Consider the following 22,475-nt stretch of genomic DNA (forward strand, 5'->3'; position numbering starts at 1 on the left):
AGTTGTCGCAGGACCAAGCGCTTTCGAACGCCGGCGAGCCCCATCGCAGAGGCTTTCCGTTACCCTATGGCGCGCCCCGGCCATGTCCTTGCGGCAAATTCAGCTTCAATTAAGAGCGCCCGGTTAATCTGCAAACCGTCGAAAGCAACACGATTGATTCCCACGGAGAGATTCCCATGAAGAAACTGACTGCCCTGTTCGCCGCCACCGCCATCGCCCTGACTGCCGGCCTGGCCCAGGCCCGCGACCTCGGCCCGGACGAGGCGCTGAAGCTGCGTGACGCCGGGACCATCAAGTCCTTCGAAGAGCTGAACAAGAACGCCATCGCCAAGCATCCCGGCTCGAGCGTCCACGATACCGAGCTGGAAGAGGAATACGGCCGCTACATCTACCAGGTCGAGTTGCGCGACCCGCAGGGCGTGAAATGGGACCTGGAGCTGGATGCCGCTACCGGCGCCGTGCTCAAGGACCACCAGGACGACTGATGAAGTGGCTCATGCGCTACGCCGGGATCGTCGCACTGGTCCTGGCGGTCATCAGCCTCGAAGCGATGGCGCGCGACCTGGACCAGGACGAGGTCCTGCGCCTGCGCCAGGACGGTGTGATACAGCCGCTCGAATCCCTCATGCAGGAAGCCCTGGGGCGTTACCCCGGGGCGCGCCTGCTGGAGGTCGAGCTGGAAGAGGAAGACGACGTGTATGTCTACGAGGTGGAGTTGCTCACCCGCGACGGCGTCGTGCGTGAACTGGAACTGGATGCCCGCAACGGCCGCATCCTGAAGGACGAGGAAGACGACTGATGCGGTTGCTGCTGGTTGAGGATCACGTTCCCCTGGCCGACGAACTGATGGCCAGCCTGACCCGCCAGGGCTACGCGGTGGACTGGCTGGCCGACGGCCGCGACGCGGCGGTGCAGGGCGCCAGCGAACCCTACGACCTGATCATCCTCGACCTCGGCCTGCCCGGGCGTCCCGGCCTGGAGATACTCCAGGAGTGGCGTGGGCTGGGACTCGCGACTCCGGTGCTGATCCTCACCGCGCGCGGTTCCTGGGCCGAACGCATCGATGGGCTCAAGGCCGGTGCCGACGACTATCTGACCAAGCCGTTCCATCCGGAAGAGTTGGCCTTGCGCATCCAGGCCCTGTTGCGCCGCGCCCATGGGCTGGCCAACCAGAGCCAGCTGGAGGCCGCCGGGCTGCGCCTGGACGAGCAGCGTCAGTGCGTGTGCCTGAACGGCGCCGACGTCGACCTGACCGCCGCCGAATTCCGCCTGCTGCGCTATTTCATGCTGCACCCCGGCCAGGTCCTGTCCAAGGGGCACCTGGCCGAGCATCTGTACGACGGCGAGACCGAACGCGATTCCAACGTCATCGAGGTCCACGTCAACCACCTGCGGCGCAAGCTCGGCCGCGAGGTGATCGAGACCCGCCGTGGCCAGGGCTACCGCTACGCCGGGGTGGCCGCCGGATGAGGTCGATCCAGCGGCGCCTGAGCGTCGGCCTGTTCGCGGTGCTGCTGGTGGTCGGGCTGGTCCTCGCGCAGACCGGCCTGTGGCTGTTCGACCAGGGCCTGCGGCGCTATTTCGCCGGCAACCTGCGCGAGGAGGCGGAGAACCTGCTGGTGGCCATGGTGCGCGGGCCGAACGGCATGCAACTGGACGAGCAACGCCTCAACCCGGCGTTCCAGCGCCCGTATTCCGGGCGCTATTTCGTCATCGAGCTGGAAAAGGACACCTGGCGCTCACGCTCCCTGTGGGACAGCGAGCTGGAAGTGCCGCACAAGAAAGGGCTGGTGCAGGGCCTGGTCGATGGGCCCGAGGAGCAGCGACTGCTGGTGTTCCGCGGCCACTACAAGCGCATGGGCCAGAAGCTGCGGATCGTGGTGGCGCAGGACTATACGCCGATCCTGGAAAGCTTCGCCCGTGTGCAGTGGATGGGTCTGGGCGCCGGCGCCCTGGCGCTGCTCCTGGTATTGCTGTTGCAGCGCCTGACCGTGCGTCGTTCGCTGCGTCCGCTGGAGGAGGTGCGCCTGCAGATCGCCCAGCTGCAGCAGGGCCAGCGTAGCCAACTGGACAACCAGGCTCCCGAGGAACTGGAGCCGCTGGTGGAGCAGATCAACCACCTGCTGGCGCACACCGAGGAGACCCTGAAGCGTTCGCGCAACGCCCTGGGCAACCTCGGTCACGCCCTGAAGACGCCGCTGGCGGTGCTGGTCAGCCTCGCCGAGCGCGAGGAGATGGCGCGCCAGCCGGAGTTGCAACAGGTCCTGCGCGAACAGCTGGAACAGATCCAGCAGCGCCTCGGTCGCGAGTTGGGCAAGGCCCGCCTGGTCGGCGAAGCGCTGCCTGGCGCACATTTCGATTGCGCCGAGGAGTTGCCGTCGCTGTGCGACACCCTGCGCCTGATCCACGGCCCGCACCTGCAGGTGAGCTGGAGCGCGCCGCCGGGGCTGCGCCTGCCATGGGACCGCGAGGACCTGCTGGAGATGCTCGGCAATCTGCTGGACAACGCCTGCAAGTGGGCCGATAGCGAAGTCCGCCTGACCGTCGCGCAGGGCGAGGGCATGGTCCGCCTGAAGGTCGACGATGACGGCCCCGGCATCCTCCCCGACCAGCGCCAGGCGGTGCTCGAGCGGGGTACCCGGCTCGACGAGCAGGTCAGCGGCCATGGCCTGGGCCTGGGCATCGCGCGCGACATCGCCGAGGCCTGCGGTGGCCGCCTGAGTCTCGAGGACAGCCCGCTGGGCGGCCTGCGGGTGAGCGTCGAGTTGCCGTTGCAGAAGAGCGGCCGCGCCGCCAGGGCTTAACAGTTCTTCACCATTTGCCGACAGTCCCGGCAAGATTTCCTCCTGCGCTTTCCCTAGCATCCCGGGCTTCTTGCAAGGAGGTCTTGGACGATGAAACGGCGGACGAGTACGGGCCGCTGGCGCTGGGCGCTGATGCTGCCGGTGCTGGTGTTCCTGTTGGGCGAGTCCAGTGGACAGCGAGAGGAGGGGCGGTCGCCGCGGTTACTCGCGCAGGCTCGCTACGAGCAGGCCGTGGAAAACGCGTTGCGCAGCGAGCGCGGCGAGCCGCGACAGGCCGGGACAGCGGCAGCGAAGGTGGCCGAGGCGGGAGCCCCGGCGCGTCTGCGTGGCTGGCTGCGCTCGCTGGCCCGCCTGGCGATCTGGGGGACCTACGGCCCCCCGGCGCTATTCAGGCCGTGAACGGTCAGGCCTTGAACTGTTCCATCAGGCCCTGCTGGTGGTTGGCCAGGCGGTTCAGCGACTGACTGACCTGGGCCGATTCCTCGGCCTGGCTCGACAGCGACTCGGTGACGTCACGGATCGCCGCGACATTGCGGTTGATCTCCTCGGCTACCGAGCTCTGTTCCTCGGCGGCGCTGGCAATCTGTAGATTCATGTCGTTGATCACCGTCACCGCCTCGCCGATCCGTTGCAGCGCGGCCACCGCTTCATCCACCTGCTCGACGCTGCCCTGGGCCTGGCGATGGCTGCCATGCATGGCGTCGACCACGTCGCGGGTGCCCTGTTGCAGGCCTTCGATCACCCCGCGGATCTGTTCCACCGAGTCCTGGGTGCGCCGGGCGAGGTTGCGCACTTCGTCGGCGACCACCGCGAAGCCGCGGCCGGCGTCGCCGGCGCGGGCCGCCTCGATGGCCGCGTTGAGCGCCAGCAGGTTGGTCTGCTCGGCGATGGCGCGGATCACTTCCAGCACCGAACCGATTTCCTCGCTGCTGCTGGCCAGTTGCTCGACCTGGCCCATGGCGCTGGTCAGGTTGGCGGCCAGGCTGTCGATGCTCTGTGTGGTGCGGTCGATCAGCGCCAGGCCGTCGCGGGTCGCCTGGTCGGCACCGCGCGCGGCGTCGGCGGCCTGGGCGGCGCTACGGGCGACGTCCTGGGCAGTGGCGGTCATCTCGTGGGATGCGGTGGCGACCTGGTCGATCTCGCGGAACTGCTGCTGCATGCCGGCGCTGGTCTGGCTGGAAATCGCCGCCGACTGGTCGGCGGTACTGCGCGCATCGCGCACCGAGACCTTCACGTCGCGGATGATCGGCTGCAGCTTGTCGAGAAAACGGTTGAACCAACCGGCCAGTTCGCCCAGCTCGTCGCGCCCGGTGTGCGGCAGACGCTGGGTCAGGTCGCCTTCGCCGCTGGCGATGTCGCGCAGCATGTGGGCGACGCCGAGGATCGGCCGGGTCACGCCGCGGGCGCTCAGCCACAGCACCAGCAGGCCGAGCACCGCGGCGCCGAGGCCGAGGCCCAGTTCGACCCAGGTGCCTTCGCGACGCATGTCGTCCAGTTGCCGCTCCAGCGCCAGGGCCGGGCCGAGCAGGGCGCTCTTCGGCACTTCAAGGAGCACGCCCCAGGGCTTGGCGCCGGGAATCGGCTGCAACGGTTGCAGCACCTTGAGGTCGTCGTTCTCGTTGAACAACCGGCTCTTGCCGGCGGCCAGCAGTTGCAGGAGTTCGCCGGCGTGCTGCGGATCCGCCTTGGCCAGGTTCTTGCCGAGCAGGCCGGCGTCGCGGCTGTTGCCGGCGAACAGCCCGGCCGGGCTGAGGATGCCGACCTGGCCGACGCCGTCGTAGAGTTCGCGGTTGCCCTGTTCGCTGAGCGCCTGCAGGTTGCTCAGGTTGATGTCCAGGCCCATCACGCCGATCACCTTGCCATCCAGTTCGAGGGGAAAGGCGATGCTGGTCATCAGCAGTTGGCGTTCGCCGACCTTGTCGAAGTAAGGATCGAGCACGCAGGGTTGCCCGCTTTCCTTCGGGCAGGTGTACCAGGCGTTGTAGGCCGCGCCGCTGGGCCCGCTGCTGGTGTCGGCGAGTTCGGACTCGATCATCGACTCGGATTCCAGCTGTCCCGGCGTGGCCTGCGCCCAGTACAGGGAGAAGCGTCCCTTGTCGTTGCTGCCCAGGGCGGGCTGGTCGACGAACAGTTCGTCCTTGCCGTCCAGCGCATTGGGTTCGAAGACCACGTACAGGCCGAGCACCTCGGGATTGGCGGCGAGCGCGGTGCGCACCTGGCGGGTCAGGTCTTCGCGCAGGTCGTAGGCATCGAGGAAGCGCTTCTGCGCCTGGTCGCGGAGGAACAGGATCTGCCGGGAGAAGCCCTTGCCGTACTGGAAGGCATCCATGAAATAGCGCTGGATGCGTAACGCCTGCAATTCCCCGCGGGCTTCCAGGCGCAGGCGCGCCGATTCGTCGAGCATCTGTGTACTGGCGCTTTTCACCAGCACGCTGCTGTGCTGCATGCGGTAGACCGAAAGGCCGACCAGCAAGGCGACCACGCCGAGCAGGCAGAGCCCTGCCAGCAGGGTGATCTTCCATTGGATGGACAGGCGGCGAAGGAACATGGGAGGGGTCCTTGTACGAAGAAACTGCGGGGGCCCAAGGCTTATCGGCAGGGCTCGCCCATTCTTGACGACGGTCCGTTCGCTGGCGCCGGATTGCCGTCGTTCGGCGAATCGCACGCAAGAACCGTGCACAACGGTTTATAGCCAGGCGACATTCGCGCATGCGCGGCTTTGACAGGCGGGGATGGCTGTAGCAGAGTACGCCCCTTTTTTCGGCCGCAGACGGTCGAGTTCGTTTCATTTGCAAGGAGTTCAACGATGAACGCAGTGGTGCTGGCGGTGGGGCTGATGCTCGTCCTCAGCCTTTGCCGTGTGCATGTCGTGCTGGCGCTGATCATCGGCGCGGTGGTCGGCGGACTGTTCGGTGGCCTAGGCCTGGAGGGGACTCTCAAGGCCTTCAACGGCGGCCTCGGCGGGGGTGCCACGGTGGCCCTGTCGTACGCCATGCTCGGCGCCTTCGCCGTGGCCATCGCCCGCTCCGGCGTGGCCCATGCGCTGGCCGACAAGGTCCTGGCGCTGCTCGGCCGGCACGACGAGCAGGGCAAGGGCGCCGGTGCGTTCAAGTGGATCCTGGTCGGCCTGCTGCTCTGCGTGGCGGTATCCTCGCAGAATATCCTGCCGATCCATATCGCCTTCATCCCGCTGCTGGTGCCGCCGCTGCTCTATGTGCTGAGCAAGCTGCAGATCGACCGGCGATTGATCGCCTGCGTCATCACCTTCGGCCTGATCACCCCGTACATGTTCCTGCCGGTGGGCTTCGGCAACATCTTCCTCAATGAAATCCTGCTGGCCAACGTGGCGCGCAACGGCGTCGACGTCAGCGGGATCAACGTCACCCACGCCATGTTCATCCCAGCCCTGGGCATGCTCGCCGGGTTGCTCATCGCGGTGCTGTTCAGCTACCGCCGCAAGCGCGTCTACGACTTGCAGCGGATCGAGCAGGCCGAACGCGTCGATGTCAGCTACAACCCGAAGAGCCTGGCGGTGGCCGGGGTATCCATCGTCGCCGCGTTCGTCGCACAGCTGTGGCTGGACTCGATGATCATCGGCGCGCTGGTCGGTTTCGTGGTCTTCTCGCTGTCCGGCGTGGTGCGCTGGAAGGAGACCGACGACCTGTTCACCGAAGGCATGAAGATGATGGCCACCATCGGTTTCATCATGATCGCCGCGGCCGGTTTCGCCGAGGTGATGAAGGCCACCGGCGAGGTGCAGAGCCTGGTCGACGCCTCGGTGGCCTGGATCGGCAACAGCAAGGCGGTCGGCGCCATGCTGATGCTGCTGGTCGGCCTGCTGGTCACCATGGGCATCGGCTCGTCGTTCTCCACCGTGCCGATCATCGCCGCGATCTTCGTCCCGCTGGCGGTGCAACTGGGCTTCAGCCCGCTGGCCATCGTCAGCATCGTCGGCACCGCCGGCGCGCTGGGGGATGCAGGTTCTCCGGCGTCGGACTCGACCCTTGGGCCGACCTCCGGGCTCAACGTCGACGGCCAGCACAATCACATCTGGGACACCGTGGTGCCGACCTTCCTGCACTACAACCTGCCGTTGCTGGTGTTCGGCTGGGCCGCCGCGATGTTGCTCTGAGTTCCATCTCGGGCGGTCGCCTGACGGAATGTCGGGCCGGCCGCTTAAGCTTCCGACGGGATTGCCGATGAAACGGGAATCCCGTTTTTTATTGGGCGTCATGCTAGGAGTTGATGATGCGTCTGACCCTGAAATCCAAAGTCCTCCTGCTGGCCATGGTGCCGGTGCTGCTCTTCGCCCTGGTGCTCAGCGGCGGAGCGGTGCTGATCCTGAAAAAACAGGCTGATGCCGAAGTCAAGGATACCCGCGAGCGCCTGCTCGGCGACCGTCGTGCCGAACTCGAGCACTACGTGCAGATCGCCATGGGCAGTATCCAGGCCGAGTACGACCGCTCGGCCAACGGCGACCTGAATGCCCGCGCCGAGGCCATCGCGCGCCTGTCGAAGATCAAGTACGGCAAGGACGGCTATATCTTCGGCTACGACTCCCAGGTGGTGCGCCTGTTTCGCGGCGACAGCCCGGTGGACGTCGGCAAGAGCTTCCGCGACCGCCGCGATCCCAGCGGCGTCTACCTCAACCGCGAACTGGTGGAGGCCGGCCGCAACGGCAGCCACTACGTGACCTATACCTCGCCGCTGCCGGGCAACGAGGGCGTCATGGTGCCCAAGCTGTCCTATACCCTGTACCTGCCGAAGTGGGACATGGTTATCGGCTCGGCGATCAACCTCGACGGCGTCGAGGCCCAGTTGGTGGAAATCAAGCAGGACATCGACGAGCGTATCGGCACCCTGATCGCCAGTATCGTGGGGATCGCCGGCGTCCTTCTGGTGGTCCTGCTGGTGATCGGCCTGGCGGTGGCCAACGCGATGCTGCGGCCGTTGCACCAGATCCGCCAGAACCTCGATGACATCGCCGCCGGCGAAGGCGACCTGACCCGTCGCCTACCGGTGACCAGCCACGACGAGCTGGGCGAGCTGGCCGGTTCCTTCAACCGCTTCGTCGAGAAGATCCACGGTCTGGTGCGGCAGATCGCCGGGATGACCGGCGACCTCAAGCAACTGGTGGAGCAGATGTCGGCCCAGGCCGAGCGTTCCGAGCAGGCCATGGAGCGCCAGCGCCACGAGACCGACCAGGTCGCCACCGCGATCAACGAGATGTCCGCCGCCGCCCATGAAGTGGCGCAGAGCGCCCAGCGCGCCGCCGAGGCCGCGCAGCAGACCGACCACGAAGGCCAGGCGGCCAAGCGCGTGGTGGACGGCAGCATCGAGCGCATCCACGCGCTGGTGGACGAGATCCGCGACAGCGGGACTTCTCTGGATAGCCTGCAGCAGGACGTGCAATCCATCGTCAGTGTGCTCGGGGTGATCCGCTCCATTGCCGAACAGACCAACCTGCTGGCGCTCAACGCGGCCATCGAGGCGGCCCGTGCCGGCGAGGCCGGACGTGGCTTTGCGGTGGTCGCCGACGAAGTGCGGGCGCTGGCCAGCCGCACCCAGCAGAGTACCCAGGAAATCCAGGGCATGATCGATCGCCTGCAGCAGGGCACCAACGCCGCGGTCGACGCCATGCGCCGTTCCGGCGAGGCCGGCGAGGGCACCAGCAACCAGGCCAACCAGGCCGGCGATTCGCTGGATGCCATCGCCCAGCTGATCGCCACCATCAACGCGATGAACGCGCAGATCGCCAGCGCCGCCGAGGAACAGACCGCGGTGGCCGAGGAGATCAACCGCAGCGTGCACCAGATCGCTGGCGCGGTGGACAGCGTCGCCGACGAGGCCCAGCAGGGCGCGCAGACCGCCCGCAGCCTGGCGCAACTGGGCCAGGGCCTGGGCCGACTGGTCGGTCAGTTCCGCATCTGACCCTTCCCCCGCGCGACCGCTGCCGGCAAAAGAGCCAGCCGGCAGTGGTGCGCCACAGAGCCTTCCTGTCATTATTCGGCGGAGTCGGCCGGCAGTCGTGAACGATCCACGTCCGCCGGCTGACTAATGCTTTGCTTCCCACTGCCAGATGGATTGGACATGCTCGACACGAAACTGGAATCCCGGACTTTTCTCCTGTTGCTGGCGGTGGTCACGCTCGCCTTCGGCTGGCTCTTGCTGCCGTTCTACGGCGCGGTGTTCTGGGGCACCATCCTGGCGATCATCTTCGCCCCGGTGCAACGCCGCCTGCAGGTGCGCCTGAGGGATCGGAAGAACCTCGCCGCGCTGATCACCCTGCTGATCTGCGTGCTGATCGTGATCATCCCGGTGATCTTCATCGCCGGTTCGCTGGTGCAGGAAGGCGCGAGCGTCTACCAGCGGGTCAAGTCCGGCGAACTGAACTTCGCCGCCTACCTGCAGCAGGCGGTGGCCGCCTTGCCGCCATCGGTGCACCAGTGGCTGGAGCGCTTCGACCTGGCCAATCTCTCGAGCCTGCAGGAGAAGCTCTCCTCGGTGGCGATGCAGGCCAGCCAGGTGGTGGCGACCAAGGCGTTCAGCATCGGCCAGAACACCCTCGACTTCGTCATCAGCTTCGGCATCATGCTCTACCTGCTGTTCTTCCTCCTCCGCGACGGTCGCGTGCTCGGCCGGCGGATCAAGCAGGCGGTGCCGCTGAGCCAGGAACACAAGCACCACCTGTTCGCCAAGTTCACCACGGTGATCCGCGCCACGGTGAAGGGCAACATCGCCGTGGCTGCCACCCAGGGCGCTCTCGGCGGCCTGATCTTCTGGCTGCTGGGCATCGAGGGCGCCTTGCTCTGGGGCACCCTGATGGCCTTCCTGTCGCTGCTGCCGGCCATCGGTGCGGCGCTGATCTGGGCGCCGGTGGCGGCCTACTTCCTGCTCACCGGGGCGATCTGGCAGGGTGTAGTGCTGATCCTGTTCTGCGTGGTGGTGATCGGCCTGGTGGACAACATCCTGCGCCCGATCCTGGTCGGCAAGGACACCAAGATGCCGGACTACGTGGTGCTGATCTCCACCCTCGGCGGCATGGCCCTGTTCGGTCTCAACGGCTTCGTCATCGGCCCGCTGATCGCTGCGCTGTTCATGGCCAGCTGGGACCTGTTCACTGGCCGCGAGGAAGAACCGCAGGCCTGAGTCGCGCCCGTGGCAGACAAGCCCCGCGAATGCGGGGCTTGTTCGTTTCAGGCCTTGAAGGTCAGCCACGGACGCAAGCGTGCCAGCGGCCGGATCAGCCCGGCACGCTCCTGGGCATCGATCACCGGCCCCACCGGCTTGTAGGCGCCCGGGGCCTCTTCGATGCGGCGCTCCTCACGGAGGGTCACGCAGTGCCAGGGCAGCGCGCTGTCGCCCGGGCCTTTCAGCGCTCGTAGCGCCTGCCGGCGGATGCTGCGGCCGGCCCCATGGCTGCAGGACCATAGCCAGTCCGGGTGGCCCAGGCCGCTGGCGATGTACGAGTAATCGCCCATCGAGCCGGGAATCAGCAGCAGATCGCCCTGGCGGGCCGGCGTGGCGCCCTTGCGGTGGAGATTCAGGCCCTGTTCCTGGAGCACCACGTTGTGCGGGACGTCCACCAGCAGGGCGCTGTCGTCGCGCTGGAAGGTCTCGCGCAAGACCTTGCGCACCAGCTCCGCCAGCACCACCCGGTTCAGCCAGGCATAGCGCGCAGCGCCACCCATGGCCTGGAGGTATTCTCCGGCCAGCTCGCCGCCCAGCGCGTAGAGGCCGGACGCGGGGTGGCGCCGGCCGCGCGGCCAGGCGGTGCGGGCACGGTCCATCCAGCGCTGGCCGACGTGGAAGCCGACATCGCGCGAGCCGCTGTGGATCATCACCACCAGTTCGTCGGCCCTGAGGCCCAGGGCGAAGGCCTGGTGGCGGTCGAGCAGGCGGTCCACCACCTGCAACTCGACGAAGTGATTGCCGGAACCGGTGGTACCCAGGCCGGGATCGCGGATCAGGCTGCGGCGGCGATCGCGCAAGGCCTCGGGGGCATACTCGAGACGCCCGCCGAATTCATCCAGACCGATGCAGCCCTGTAACTCGCGGAACAGCCGCGCCTGGTCGACCTCGGCCCACAGGCCGTCTTCGCTGAGACGCTCCAGGCAGTGCCCGGGGCTTTCGGCGAACAGCGCTTCGAACGCCTGGACCCGCAATGGTACGTCGCGACCGTTACGCAGCAGGACGTGGGTCAGGCCGGCGACCAGGGCTTGCCTGTGCTCCTCGGCGCTGGACAGGGTCAGGCCGGTACGCAGCAGGCGCATGCCGCAATTGATGTCGGTGCCGATGGCAGCGGGAATGACGAAGTCCGCCGTACTGGCGACGATGGAGCCGACCGGGGCGATGCTGCCGGGATGGAAGTCCGGCGTGGCGCAGGCCTTGCAGACGTGCCCGGTGTCGCCGGGTGCCTGGACCGAGGCGAAGTCGAGCAACTGGCGCACGGCCTTTTCCTCCAGCGCGAAGCTGGCGGGCAGCAGGACCTGGGCCGAAGTACCGTCGTGACGACGGGTGAGGGTGACGATGTCCTGCTGGCGGTCGACGAGGATGCCGCTGCGCAGGAAGGCTTTTTCAAGCCGGGAATGTTTGGACATGACAGTGCCGCTCTACAGACAATGCGAAGCCGTCCGGTGGAAACCGGAGGCTGGCGTCTTTCCGCTCAGCAGCACAGGCGGGAAGGGAGCGCGGACTCTAAGGTCCGCGCGCGCCGCTGTCAACCGGCGGCGGACCTCGGCTTGAGCGCGCAGGTGGCGAGGAAGGTCGGCACGAAGCGGTCGATGACGAAGCGCGGGTGCGGTTGCCAGTCTTCGTAGAAATCCTGCAGCAGCAGGCCGGCGGCGAGCTGGCCGGCGATCTGCTGGGTCAGGCTATGGCCGAACACCAGGGCTTCGCCTTTCTCGCGCTTTGCCGCGAGGGCTTCGGCGGAGAGGCTTTCCAGGTCGGAGTAGGGCAGGCGATGTCGCGGCCGGATCAGGCCCTGCTCTGCCAGTTCCGGCGAGCGGTCCTCGATGAACAGCGCCGGGTTGTAGAAGCTCGCCAGCAGCTTGCCGCCCGGCCGCAGCACCCGCGCGCATTCGCGCCAGACCGGCAGGACATCGTCGACGTAGAGATTGGAGATGGGATTGAAGACCAGGTCGAAGGAGGCATCGGCGAAGGTCGAGAGGTCGCGCATGTCGCCCTGCACGCAGGCCAGTTCGAGGCGGTCGCGGGCGGCGACCTGGCGGTCCTTGTCCAGCTGTCCCGCCGAGGCGTCGAACAGCGTGACCCGTGCGCCGGCGGCGGCAAGGATCGGCGCCTGCTGGCCGCCGGCCGAGGCCAGGCAGAGGATCTCGCGGCCGCGTACGTCGCCCAGCCAGTGAGCGGGTAACGCGCCCGGGGTCAGCTTCACCGCCCAGTCGCCGCGGCGTGCGGCGGCGACCTCTTCGGCGCTGACCGGTCGCGACCATTCGCAGTCACGGGCGGCCTGGGCGTCCCAACTGGCGCTGTTGTGTCGCAGGACGTCGATTTCGTGGAAGGTGGGCATGAGGCCTCCGGGTTCATCCATGGAGCGCGGAGCATGCCACGGCAGCGGGGCAGGGTGCGTGGGGCGGGCCAAAGAAAAACCCCGCCGAGGCGGGGTTTTCGTGGAGCGGGCGACTCAGCCGGCGAGGGCCAGGCCGGAATGCTGGAGGATTTCCAGCAGCGGCTGCGGGTAGACGCCGAGGAAGAACGCCAGCAGGGCGATGGCGACCAGCATGATGCCGCCGGCGCGCTGGCCCCAGTTGAACGGTGCGTCGTGCTGGCGGATGCCGGGCTCGACCAGGAACAGGGTGACCATGACCCGCAGGTAGTAGTACAGGCCGATGGCGCTGCCCAGCACCAGGGCGCCGATCAGCCACCACAGGTGCGACTCGACGCCGACCGCGATCACGTAGAACTTGCCGATGAAGCCGGCGGTCAGCGGGATGCCTGCCAGCGACAGCATCATCACGGTCATCACCGCGGTCAGTACCGGCCGGCGCCAGAACAAGCCGCGGTACTCGAACAGCGCATCGGCGTCGCGGCCGCTGTACGGGGTGGACATCAGGGTGATCACGCCGAACGCGCCGAGGGAGGTCAGTACGTAGGTAGCCAGGTAGACGCCGACCGCTTCCACGGCCATGCCCTTGCTGGCGATCAGGGCGACCAGCAGGTAGCCCAGGTGGGCGATGGACGAGTAGCCGAGCAGGCGCTTGATGTTGCTCTGGGTCAGTGCCAGCAGGTTGCCGAAGAGGATCGAGGCGACCGCGATGACGCTCAGGGAGATGTTCAGCAGTTGGTTGTCCAGGGCCACAGGGGCGATCTGGAACAGCCGCAGCAGCACGGCGAACACCGCGACCTTGCTGGCGGTGGCGAGGAACGCCGAGACCGGCGCCGGGGCGCCTTCGTAGACATCCGGGGTCCACAGGTGGAAGGGCACCAGCGACAGCTTGAAGCCCAGGCCGACCAGCATCATGCCTACGCCAACGCTGACCAGCGGACCGCTCAGCACGTGCTCGGCGACCTTGGCGCCAAGGCCGGCGAAGCCCAGGGTACCGGACTCGGCGTAGAGCAGGGCCATGCCGAACAGCAGGAAGGCGGAGCCGGCGGCCGAGAGCACGGTGTACTTGATGCCGGCTTCCAGCGAGCGCTTGTTGAAGAAGGCGTAGGCGACCATCCCGTAGACCGGGACCGAGAGCAGCTCCAGGCCGATGAACAGGCTGGCCAGGTGCTGCGCGCTGACCAGCACCAGGCCGCCGGCGGTGGCCAGCAGCAGGAGCAGGTACAGCTCTTCGCGGTTACCCGGATAGCTTTCCATGTAGGCGTGGGCGAGGGTCACGCAGGCCAGGGCGGAGACCAGCACCAGGGCCATGTAGAAGCAGGCGTAGTTGTCCACCAGCACCAGCGGTGTCACCTCGATCGGGGTGACGCCGAGGACCGGCAGCAGCGACAGCAGGGCCAGGTTGAGGCCGATCACCGAGAGGGTGGCGGTGAACGAGTGATTGCGTTTCCAGGCTACCGCCAGCATCACCACCACCAGGGTGGCGCTGGTGATCAGCAGTGGCAGGAGCGCGATGAAGTGTTGGATCGTAAAGGTCATTTCGCGACTACCGTCCTGCAAGGGTGGAAAGGGCTGCGCCCAGCCATTGCTGCACGCCGTGCATGCTGGCCGCGGAGATGTCCAGCACTGGCTGCGGGTAGACCCCGAGCAGGACCAGCAGGACCGCCAGGCCGAGCACCATGCTCAGTTCGCGGGCATCGAGGCCGAGGATCGGCTCGTCGGACTGGCTGGGGCCGAAGTAGGCGCGGTGGATCATGATCAGCGAGTAGACCGAGGCGAAGACCAGGCCGAAGGTGGCGATCACGATGATCACCGGGACCACCTTGAAGGCGCCGATCAGGATCAGGAACTCCCCGACGAAGTTGCCGGTACCGGGCAGGCCCAGCGACGCCGAGGCGAAGAACAGGCTGATCGCCGGCAGGTAGGGCATGCGCGACCACAGGCCGCCCATCTTGCGCATGTCGCGGGTATGCAGGCGCTCGTAGAGCTGGCCGCAGAGGATGAACAGCGCCGCGGCGGAGAGGCCGTGGGCGATCATCTGCACCACCACGCCCTGCAGCGCTACCTGGCTGCCGGAGTAGATGCCGATCATCACGAAGCCCATGTGCGAAACGCTGGAGTAGGCGACCAGGCGCTTGATGTCGGTCTGCGCGAAGGACAGCAGGGCACCGTAGAAGATGCCGATGATGCCGAGCCACATGGCGATCGGCGCGAATTCCGCCGAGGCGTTGGGGAACAGCGGCAGGGCGAAGCGGATCAGGCCGTAGGCGGCGGTCTTCAGGAGGATGCCGGCGAGGTCCACGGAGCCGGCGGTGGGCGCCTGGGCGTGGGCGTCCGGCAGCCAGGAATGCACCGGCACCACCGGCATCTTCACCGCGAAGGCGACGAAGAAGCCGAGCATCAGCAGCCATTCCACGTGGGGGCTCAGCTGGGTCTTCAGCAGGGTGGCGTAGTCGAAGGTGATCACGCCGGTGGCATTGAAGTTGACGAACACCAGGCCGAGGATCGCCACCAGCATCACCAGGCCGCTGGCCTGGGTGAAGATGAAGAACTTGGTGGCGGCGTAGATGCGGGTCTTCTTGCCGTCATCGGAACTGTGTCCCCACAGCGCGATGAGGAAGTACATCGGCACCAGCATCATTTCCCAGAAGAAGAAGAACAGGAACAGGTCGATGGCGAGGAACACGCCGATCACACCGCCCAGGATCCACAGCAGGTTCAGATGGAAGAAGCCGATGCGGCGCTGGATCTCGTTCCAGGAGCAGAGGACCGAGAGCACGCCGAGCAGGCCGGTGAGGGCGACCATCAGCAGCGACAGGCCATCCATCGCCAGGTGGATGCTGATGCCGAGACGCTCGATCCACAGCACCTTGAATTGCAGGGTCCATTCCGGCTCGCCGCCGGGCGCGGGCGCCAGCTGGAAGTCGCCGGTGGCCCAGATCCACAGGCTCAGGATCAGGACCAGGGTCATCGAAAGCAGCGCGATCCAGCGGGGCAGGGTCTTGCTGCTGTGTTCGGCGATCCAGCAGAGGAAACCGCCGATGAAGGGGATCAGGATTAGCCAGGGCAGAATCATGACAGGCTCAGTCTCTCCGTGAATTCGTTAGGCCAGCAGCAGCGCGCCGAGCAGGATGGCGGCGCCACCCACCAGGGAAGCGGCGTACCAGCGCAGGCGGCCGTTCTCGGTGAGGCTGAGGAGGTTGTGTCCGCCGCGCACGCTGAACGGAACGACGCCCAGGGTACGGTCGATGGGGTCGCGCCCCAGCAATTGGCAGAGCAGCAGGTAGGGTTTCACGAACAGCTTGTCGTACAGCCAGTCGAAGCCCCAGGCGTGGTACCACCAGGTACCGAAGAAGCGACCCGGGGCGCTCTTCGCCAGGGCGCTGACGAAGCGGCGCTGGCCGAGGAAGAGCAGGGCGGCCAGCAGGATACCGGCGATGGCGATGGCACCCGAGGCCAGTTCCAGGCTGTGCTTGGCTTCGCCACCGGCGTGGCCGACGCTTTCCGGCAGGACGCCAGCCAGCGGCGGGGTGATCAGGGCGCCGACGAAGGTCGACAGGACGATCAGCACGCTGAGCGGCAACCAGTGGGAAATCCCGTGGCCGGCGTGGGCTTCGGTCTTCGGCTCGCCGTGGAAGGCGACGAAGATCAGGCGGAAGGTGTAGATCGAGGTCAGGAACGCACCCACCAGGCCGGCGATCAGCAGTTCGCGATGGCCGCTGGCGAAGGCCTCCCAGAGGATCTCGTCCTTGGAGTAGAAGCCCGCGGTGAGGAAGGGCAGGGCGGCCAGCGCCGCACCGCCGACCACGAAGCTGGCGTAGGCCAGCGGCAGCTTCTTCCACAAGCCGCCCATCTTGAAGATGTTCTGCTCGTGGTGGCAGGCGACGATCACCGCGCCCGAGGCAAGGAACAGCAGGGCCTTGAAGAAGGCGTGGGTCATCAGGTGGAAGATCGCCGCGTCCCAGGCGCCGACGCCGAGGGCGAGGAACATGTAGCCGATCTGGCTCATGGTCGAGTAGGCGAGGATGCGCTTGATATCGGTCTGTACCAGGGCGGCGAAGCCGGCCAGGACCAAGGTCACCGCGCCGACGATGCCGACCAGTTCGAGGATGTCCGGGGCCAGGGTGAACAGGCCGTGGCAACGGGCGATCAGGTAGACGCCGGCGGTCACCATGGTGGCGGCGTGGATCAGCGCGGAGACCGGGGTCGGGCCGGCCATGGCGTCGGCCAGCCAGGTCTGCAGCGGCAGCTGGGCGGACTTGCCGACCGCGCCGCCGAGCAGGGCCAGGGTCGCCAGGGTCAGCCAGAGGTTGCCTTCCGGGAACTTCTGCGGCGCCAGCACCAGCAGCTCCTGGATGTTCAGGGTGCCGAACTGCTGGAACAGGATGAACAGGCCGAAAGCCATGAACACGTCGCCGACGCGGGTGACGATGAATGCCTTGAGCGCCGCGTTACCGTTGTTGCGATTGCTGTAGTAGAAGCCGATCAGCAGGTAGCTGCACAGGCCCACGCCTTCCCAGCCGAAGTAGAGGAACAGCAGGTTGTCGCCCAGCACCAGGAACAGCATGCTGGCGATGAACAGGTTGGTGTAGGCGAAGAAGCGCGAATAGCCGGTTTCGCCACGCATGTACCAGGAGGCAAACAGGTGGATCAGGAAGCCGACGCCGGTAACCACGCCGAGCATGGTTACCGAGAGGCCGTCCAGGTACAGGGTGAAGTTGGTGCTGAAGTCGCCGGCCGCCATCCACTGCCACAGCACCAGGCTGTAGGCACCGCCTTCCGGCGGACTGCTGTGGAAGCTGAAGATGGCCCAGGCCGCGCTCAGGGCGGAGAGGCCGACCGAGCCGACGCCGACCAGCGCCGAAAGGTTTTCCGACCACCTGCCGCGGGAGAACGACAGCAGCAGGAAGCCGACCAGGGGGAACAGGAAGGTAAGAGGTAGAAGGTTCATCCGCGCATCTCGCTGGCAGCGTCGATATCGAGGGTGTGGAAGCGGCGATACAGTTGCAGCAGGATCGCCAGGCCGATGCTCGCTTCGGCGGCCGCGAGGCTCAGCACCAGGATGAACATCACCTGGCCGTCGGGTTGGCCCCAGCGGCTGCCGGCGACCACGAAGGCGAGGGCGGCGGCGTTCATCATCACTTCCAGGCTCATCAGTACGAACAGGATGTTGCGTCGCACCATCAAGCCGACCAGTCCGAGGGCGAACAGGACGCTGGCGAGGGCCAGGCCGTGTTCCAGTGGTATTGCGTTCATAGCGTTACGTTCCCTTGGGGCGGGCGCAGGGCGCCCGCCGAACCTTTATTGTTTGGCGTCTTGACGACCCAGGTGATAGGCAGCGACCAGGGCCGCGAGCAACAGCATGGAGGCCAGTTCGACCACCAGCAGGTACGGGCCGTAGAGGCTGATGCCGACCGCCTTGGCGTCTACCGTGGTATGGCCGATGCCGGCACCGCTCGGGGTGCGGGCGAGGACCACCAGCAGTTCCACCAGCAGGACCAGGGCCAGGGCCGAAGGCCCGACCCAGATGCCGGGCGTGAGCCACTTGCGCTCCTGCTCGACCACGGCCGGGCCGAGGTTGAGCATCATCACCACGAAGACGAACAGAACCATGATGGCGCCAGCGTAGACGATGATCTCCAGGGCACCGGCGAAGGGTGCGCCGAGGCTGAAGAAGGTCATCGAGATGGCCAGCAGGGAAATGATCAGGTAGAGCAGGGCATGCACCGGGTTGCTGTTGGTGATGACCCGCAGCGTGGCCAGTACGGCGACGCCGGCAGCGAAATAGAAAGCGAATTCCACGCGACGTCTCCTTATGGCAGCAGGCTTTTCACGTTGATCGGTTCGGCTTCGTTCTGCGCGGCGCCTTTCGGCTTGCCGGCGATCGCCATCCCCGCAACGCGGTAGTAGTTGTAGTCCGGGTTCTTGCCCGGCCCGGAGATCAGCAGGTCGTGCTTCTCGTAGACCAGGTCCTGGCGCTTGAACTCGCCCATCTCGAAGTCCGGGGTGAGCTGGATCGCGGTGGTCGGGCAGGCTTCCTCGCACAGGCCGCAGAAGATGCAGCGCGAGAAGTTGATGCGGAAGAACTCCGGATACCAGCGACCGTCCTCGGTCTCGGCCTTCTGCAGGGAGATGCAGCCAACCGGACAGGCCACGGCGCACAGGTTGCAGGCTACGCAGCGTTCCTCGCCGTCGGGGTCGCGGGTCAGGACGATCCGGCCACGATAGCGCGGCGGCAGGTAGACCGGCTCTTCGGGGTATTGCAGGGTGTCGCGCTTGCGGAAGGCATGGCCGAAGATCATCACCAGGCTGCGAAGCTGGGTGAAGGTGCCATGCACGACGTTGATGATTTCTTTGATCACGGTGGTTCTCCTTACTGGGCCGCGGCCAGCACGAGCGCGCCGGTCACCAGCAGGTTGATCAGGGTCAGCGGCAGGCACACCTTCCAGCTGAACGCCATCACCTGGTCATAGCGCGGACGCGGCAGCGAGGCGCGGATCAGGATGAAGAGCATGATGAAGAAGCCGGTCTTGGCGGCGAAGTAGAAGAACGACAGCCAGGGCAGGGTGTCCAGGAACGGACCGTGCCAGCCGCCGAAGAACAGGGTCGCCAGCAGCGCCGAGACCAGTACGATGCCGATGTACTCGCCGACGAAGAACATGCCCCATTTCATCCCGGCGTACTCGATGTGGTAGCCGTCCGCCAGTTCCTGCTCCGCTTCCGGCTGGTCGAACGGGTGACGGTGGGTCACGGCGACGCCGGCGATGATGAAGGTGCAGAAGCCGAAGAACTGCGGAATGATGAACCAGACGTTGTCGATCTGGTACTGGACGATGTCGCGCATGTTGAACGAGCCGACCTGGGCGACGATGCCCATCAGCGACAGGGCCAGGAACACCTCGTAGGATATGGTCTGGGCCGAGGCGCGCAGGCTGCCGAGCAGGGCGAACTTGTTGTTGCTCGACCAGCCGGCGAACAGCACGGCGTACACCGTCAGGCCGGCCATGGCGAAGAAGAACAGGATGCCGATGTTCAGGTCCGCCACGCCCCAGGTGGGGGTGATCGGCACGATGGCGAAGGCGACGAGCAGGGCGCCCATCGCGATTACCGGGGCCAGGGTGAAGATCATCTTGTCGGCGAACGGCGGGGTCCAGTCCTCCTTGAAGAACATCTTGACCATGTCCGCGCCGAGCTGGAACGCACCGAACGGACCGACCCGGTTGGGGCCGTAGCGGTCCTGCCAGAGGCCGAGCAGGCGGCGCTCGACCCAGCTTAGCAGGGCGCCGCAGATGACCACGGCGAGCAGCACCACGATGGCCTTGACCACGGTGAGGATGATGGTGACCAGAGCGGGAGTCAGCCAACTCATTGTGCAGCCTCCTGCAGACCTTCCACGGAGCAGCCGGCGATCGCCGCCGGGATGCCGGCGAAGCCGACCGGCAGGCCGATCAGGCCGGCGCCGAGTTGTTCATCGATGCGCAGCGGCAGGCGCAGGGCCTGGCCCTTGAGCTGGAAGCCGAGGGTCGCGCCGTCGTTGACGCCGAGGCGGTCCGCGTCTTCCTTGGACAGGGCGACGTAGGTCTCCGGGATGCGCTGCTGGATCGGCGCGGCCCGCGAGCTGTTTTCCTCGCTGCCGAACAGGTGGTACAGCGGCACTACCTTCCAGCTGTCGGCCTTGGCGCTGAACGGCACCGGCACGGCCTGGAACCAGTCGAGGCCTTCGCCCTTCGGTTCGATCAGGCGCACGCCGGGGTCGCCGGCGCGCAGGTGGCCGCCGACCTCGTCCTGGAACTTGTTCCAGGCCTGCGGCGAGTTCCAGCCCGGCGACCAGGCGAACGGGATCTGCTGACGGTCTTCCTGGCTGCCGGAGTAGCCTTCCATGGAGAAGGCGAACGCCGAGTCGATGTCCTGCGGGGTGCGCGGCTCGTGCACGCTGATATTGGCGCGCATGGCGGTGCGCCCGCTGTAGCGGTGCGGTTCGCGGGCCAGCTTGAGGCCCTTGATGCGGAACGAGGCGGCCGGTGCGGCGTCGCGGATGCCGGCCAGGATCGGCTTGGCCTCGGCCACGGCTTCGGTGACGTGGTCCAGCTGGGTCCAGTCGACGCGCTTGCCTTGCAGGGTGCTGTGGATCGCATGCAGCCAGCGCCAGCCCTCGCGGACCATGTTCCTGGCGTCGTAGTAGGTCGGGTCGAACACCTGGAAGAAGCGCTGGGCGCGGCCTTCCTGGCTGACCAGGGTGCCGTCGCCTTCGGCGAAGCTGGCCGCCGGCAGCACCAGGTGCGCCTTGGCGGTGGTGGCGGTCTGCTGGTGATCGGCGACGATCACCACCTTGGCCGCCGCCAGGGCCGCGTCGACACGGGCGGCGTCGGTGCGGCGATAGAGATCGTTCTCCAGCACCACCACGGCGTCGGCCTGTCCGGAGGTCAGTCGCTCGAGCGCGGCTTCCACGGAGTCGCCGCCGAAGAGCGCCAGGCCGAGGCTGTTGGCTTCGCCGACCACCAGGCTGATGGAACCGTTCTTCTCGCGCTGCTTGAGGGCCTTGGCGATGTTCGCCGCGGCTTCGATCAATGCCTTGTTGCCCAGCGAGTTGCCGGACACTACCAGCGGACGCTTGGCCGCCAGCAGGGCATCGGCGATGCGCTGGGCGAAGGCCTGGGCCTGAGGGTCGAGGTCGGCCACGGACGGGGCGCTTGGGTCGATCGCGTGGGCCACGGCGAAGCCGAGGCGAGCGAGATCGTCCGGCGCGGCGTGAACGGTTTCCTCGGCCACGTCGTCGAGGCGGGTCGCGCTGACGCTGGCGATGAACAGCGGGTTCTGCGCATGCTGGGCGATGTTCTTCACCGCGGCGTCGAGCCACGGCTGGACCTTCATGTCGGCAGCCATCTCGACGGCCTTGCCCTTCACCGACTGGCGCAGGGCCAGGGCGATGCGGGCGGCGGTCTGGGTCAGGTCCTCGCCGAGGACGAAGACCGCGTCGTGGTCCTCGATGTCGCGGATGCTCGGCACCGGCAGCGGGCCTTCCTGCATGACCTGCAGGATCAGGCGCAGGCGGTCGAGCTCGCCTTCGTTGATGCCGCTGTAGAAGTTGCCTTCGCCAACCAGCTCGCGCAGGGCGAAGTTGCTTTCCAGGCTGGCGCGCGGCGAACCGATGCCGACCACCTTGCGCTCCTTCAGCAGGGCGGCGGCCTGGTCGAGGGCGCCGTCCAGGCTCAGCTTCTGCTTGCTCAGCACCAGCAGCGGCTGGCGCGGACGGTCTTCGCGGTTGACGTAGCCGTAGCCGAAGCGACCGCGGTCGCAGAGGAAGTAGTGGTTGACCGAGCCGTTGTAGCGGTTCTCGATGCGGCGGATCTCGCCGTAGCGCTCGCCGGGGCTGATGTTGCAGCCGCTGGAGCAGCCGTGGCAGATGCTCGGGGCGAACTGCATGTCCCACTTGCGGTTGTAGCGCTCGGAGTGGGTCTTGTCGGTGAACACGCCGGTGGGGCAGACCTCGGTGAGGTTGCCGGAGAACTCGCTTTCCAGCACGCCGTCCTCGACCCGTCCGAAGTAGACGTTGTCGTGGGCGCCGTAGACGCCGAGGTCGGTGCCGCCGGCGTAGTCCTTGTAGTAGCGCACGCAGCGGTAGCAGGCGATGCAGCGGTTCATCTCGTGGGCGATGAACGGGCCGAGTTCCTGGTTCTGGTGGGTGCGCTTGGTGAAGCGGTACCGGCGCTCGTTGTGGCCGGTCATCACCGTCATGTCCTGCAGGTGGCAGTGACCGCCTTCCTCGCACACCGGGCAGTCGTGCGGGTGGTTGGTCATCAGCCATTCGACGACGCTGGCGCGGAACTGCTTGGCCTCTTCGTCTTCGATGGAGATCCAGGTGTTGTCGGTGGCGGGGGTCATGCAGGACATGACGAGGCGACCACGCTTGTCGTTCTCGTCGGTGTACTGCTTCACCGCGCACTGGCGGCAGGCGCCGACGCTACCGAGCGCCGGGTGCCAGCAGAAGTAGGGAATGTCGAGACCGAGGGACAGACAGGCCTGCAGGAGGTTGTCTGCACCATCGACTTCGAGCGTCTTGCCGTCTACGTGGATAGTGGCCATGGTTCAAGTCTTCGTTGGCCCGT

General features: G+C 66.7%; 18 protein-coding genes and 2 pseudogenes. 8 read left to right on the forward strand and 12 right to left on the reverse strand.

The features are described from left to right. Nucleotides 1–176 precede the first annotated feature (176 nt). The 5 genes from ACTJJX_RS17805 (at nucleotide 177) to ACTJJX_RS17825 (ending at nucleotide 3,203) form a co-directional block, all read left to right on the forward strand. Nucleotides 177–485: a PepSY domain-containing protein gene (locus ACTJJX_RS17805; RefSeq protein WP_003090497.1), complete on the forward strand. Its 309-nt coding sequence runs from the start codon at nucleotides 177–179 to the stop codon at nucleotides 483–485. Next, nucleotides 485–799: a PepSY domain-containing protein gene (locus ACTJJX_RS17810; RefSeq protein WP_003097704.1), complete on the forward strand. Its 315-nt coding sequence runs from the start codon at nucleotides 485–487 to the stop codon at nucleotides 797–799. Before ACTJJX_RS17805 ends, ACTJJX_RS17810 begins: the two co-directional genes overlap by 1 nt. Then, nucleotides 799–1,470, forward strand: coding sequence for a two-component system response regulator CarR (carR, locus tag ACTJJX_RS17815; protein WP_003090494.1), 672 nt, complete (start codon nucleotides 799–801; stop codon nucleotides 1,468–1,470). Before ACTJJX_RS17810 ends, carR begins: the two co-directional genes overlap by 1 nt. Continuing rightward, a complete protein-coding gene (gene carS, locus ACTJJX_RS17820; RefSeq protein WP_003090493.1) occupies nucleotides 1,467–2,804 on the forward strand; it encodes a two-component system sensor histidine kinase CarS in 1,338 nt (445 codons plus the stop codon). The genes carR and carS overlap by 4 nt, the downstream gene beginning before the upstream one ends. Before the next feature lie 90 nt (nucleotides 2,805–2,894). Next, nucleotides 2,895–3,203, forward strand: a complete 309-nt coding sequence (locus ACTJJX_RS17825; protein ID WP_003116713.1) for a hypothetical protein — start codon at nucleotides 2,895–2,897, stop codon at nucleotides 3,201–3,203. A 4-nt stretch (nucleotides 3,204–3,207) separates the two neighbouring features. Here ACTJJX_RS17825 and ACTJJX_RS17830 read toward each other — a convergent pair. Then, nucleotides 3,208–3,744, reverse strand: a pseudogene (locus ACTJJX_RS17830) (methyl-accepting chemotaxis protein); the annotation flags it as partial. A 321-nt stretch (nucleotides 3,745–4,065) separates the two neighbouring features. Further along, nucleotides 4,066–5,352 (reverse strand): annotated as a pseudogene (locus tag ACTJJX_RS17835) (PDC sensor domain-containing protein); the annotation flags it as partial. 258 nt (nucleotides 5,353–5,610) lie between these two features. On the opposite strand from ACTJJX_RS17835, the gene ACTJJX_RS17840 reads away from it, so the two are divergent. From ACTJJX_RS17840 to ACTJJX_RS17850, 3 genes are all read left to right on the forward strand, one after another. Next, nucleotides 5,611–6,936 (forward strand): Na+/H+ antiporter family protein, encoded by a 1,326-nt coding sequence (locus ACTJJX_RS17840; RefSeq protein WP_003113382.1) that lies wholly within the window; start codon nucleotides 5,611–5,613, stop codon nucleotides 6,934–6,936. A 113-nt stretch (nucleotides 6,937–7,049) separates the two neighbouring features. Next, on the forward strand, nucleotides 7,050–8,735 hold the full coding sequence (locus ACTJJX_RS17845; protein WP_009876647.1) for a methyl-accepting chemotaxis protein: 1,686 nt from the start codon (nucleotides 7,050–7,052) through the stop codon (nucleotides 8,733–8,735). Nucleotides 8,736–8,894: 159 nt separating this feature from the next. After that, nucleotides 8,895–9,953 carry an AI-2E family transporter gene (locus ACTJJX_RS17850; RefSeq protein WP_003113380.1) on the forward strand — a complete coding sequence of 353 codons (1,059 nt, stop codon included), beginning with the start codon at nucleotides 8,895–8,897 and terminating at the stop codon, nucleotides 9,951–9,953. 47 nt (nucleotides 9,954–10,000) lie between these two features. Here ACTJJX_RS17850 and ACTJJX_RS17855 read toward each other — a convergent pair whose 3' ends face one another. The 10 genes from ACTJJX_RS17855 to nuoG form a co-directional block, all read right to left on the reverse strand. Continuing rightward, nucleotides 10,001–11,404 (reverse strand): RtcB family protein, encoded by a 1,404-nt coding sequence (locus tag ACTJJX_RS17855; RefSeq protein WP_003116715.1) that lies wholly within the window; start codon nucleotides 11,402–11,404, stop codon nucleotides 10,001–10,003. Between the two features lie 119 nt (nucleotides 11,405–11,523). Next, the gene (locus tag ACTJJX_RS17860; protein WP_003113379.1) at nucleotides 11,524–12,333 is read right to left on the reverse strand and encodes a class I SAM-dependent methyltransferase; all 810 of its coding nucleotides are present in this window, start codon (nucleotides 12,331–12,333) and stop codon (nucleotides 11,524–11,526) included. Between the two features lie 114 nt (nucleotides 12,334–12,447). Further along, nucleotides 12,448–13,908, reverse strand: a complete 1,461-nt coding sequence (gene nuoN / locus ACTJJX_RS17865; RefSeq protein ID WP_016852735.1) for an NADH-quinone oxidoreductase subunit NuoN — start codon at nucleotides 13,906–13,908, stop codon at nucleotides 12,448–12,450. Nucleotides 13,909–13,915: 7 nt separating this feature from the next. Then, complete coding sequence (nuoM, locus tag ACTJJX_RS17870) at nucleotides 13,916–15,445, reverse strand: NADH-quinone oxidoreductase subunit M (protein WP_003097684.1); 1,530 nt, start codon at nucleotides 15,443–15,445, stop codon at nucleotides 13,916–13,918. Between the two features lie 27 nt (nucleotides 15,446–15,472). Then, nucleotides 15,473–17,320, reverse strand: coding sequence for an NADH-quinone oxidoreductase subunit L (gene nuoL, locus ACTJJX_RS17875; RefSeq protein WP_003097681.1), 1,848 nt, complete (start codon nucleotides 17,318–17,320; stop codon nucleotides 15,473–15,475). After that, nucleotides 17,317–17,625 carry an NADH-quinone oxidoreductase subunit NuoK gene (gene nuoK / locus ACTJJX_RS17880; protein WP_003090475.1) on the reverse strand — a complete coding sequence of 103 codons (309 nt, stop codon included), beginning with the start codon at nucleotides 17,623–17,625 and terminating at the stop codon, nucleotides 17,317–17,319. Before nuoK ends, nuoL begins: the two co-directional genes overlap by 4 nt. 45 nt (nucleotides 17,626–17,670) lie before the next feature. Next, the gene (gene nuoJ / locus ACTJJX_RS17885) at nucleotides 17,671–18,171 is read right to left on the reverse strand and encodes an NADH-quinone oxidoreductase subunit J (protein WP_003090473.1); all 501 of its coding nucleotides are present in this window, start codon (nucleotides 18,169–18,171) and stop codon (nucleotides 17,671–17,673) included. An 11-nt stretch (nucleotides 18,172–18,182) separates the two neighbouring features. Further along, the gene (gene nuoI / locus ACTJJX_RS17890) at nucleotides 18,183–18,731 is read right to left on the reverse strand and encodes an NADH-quinone oxidoreductase subunit NuoI (RefSeq protein WP_003090467.1); all 549 of its coding nucleotides are present in this window, start codon (nucleotides 18,729–18,731) and stop codon (nucleotides 18,183–18,185) included. Nucleotides 18,732–18,742: 11 nt separating this feature from the next. Further along, on the reverse strand, nucleotides 18,743–19,738 hold the full coding sequence (nuoH, locus tag ACTJJX_RS17895) for an NADH-quinone oxidoreductase subunit NuoH (protein WP_003090465.1): 996 nt from the start codon (nucleotides 19,736–19,738) through the stop codon (nucleotides 18,743–18,745). After that, nucleotides 19,735–22,452: an NADH-quinone oxidoreductase subunit NuoG gene (gene nuoG, locus ACTJJX_RS17900; RefSeq protein ID WP_003122603.1), complete on the reverse strand. Its 2,718-nt coding sequence runs from the start codon at nucleotides 22,450–22,452 to the stop codon at nucleotides 19,735–19,737. Before nuoG ends, nuoH begins: the two co-directional genes overlap by 4 nt. Between the last annotated feature and the right edge of the window lie 23 nt (nucleotides 22,453–22,475).

The organism is Pseudomonas sp. 22490 (assembly GCF_052044465.1).
GTDB lineage: Bacteria > Pseudomonadota > Gammaproteobacteria > Pseudomonadales > Pseudomonadaceae > Pseudomonas > Pseudomonas aeruginosa.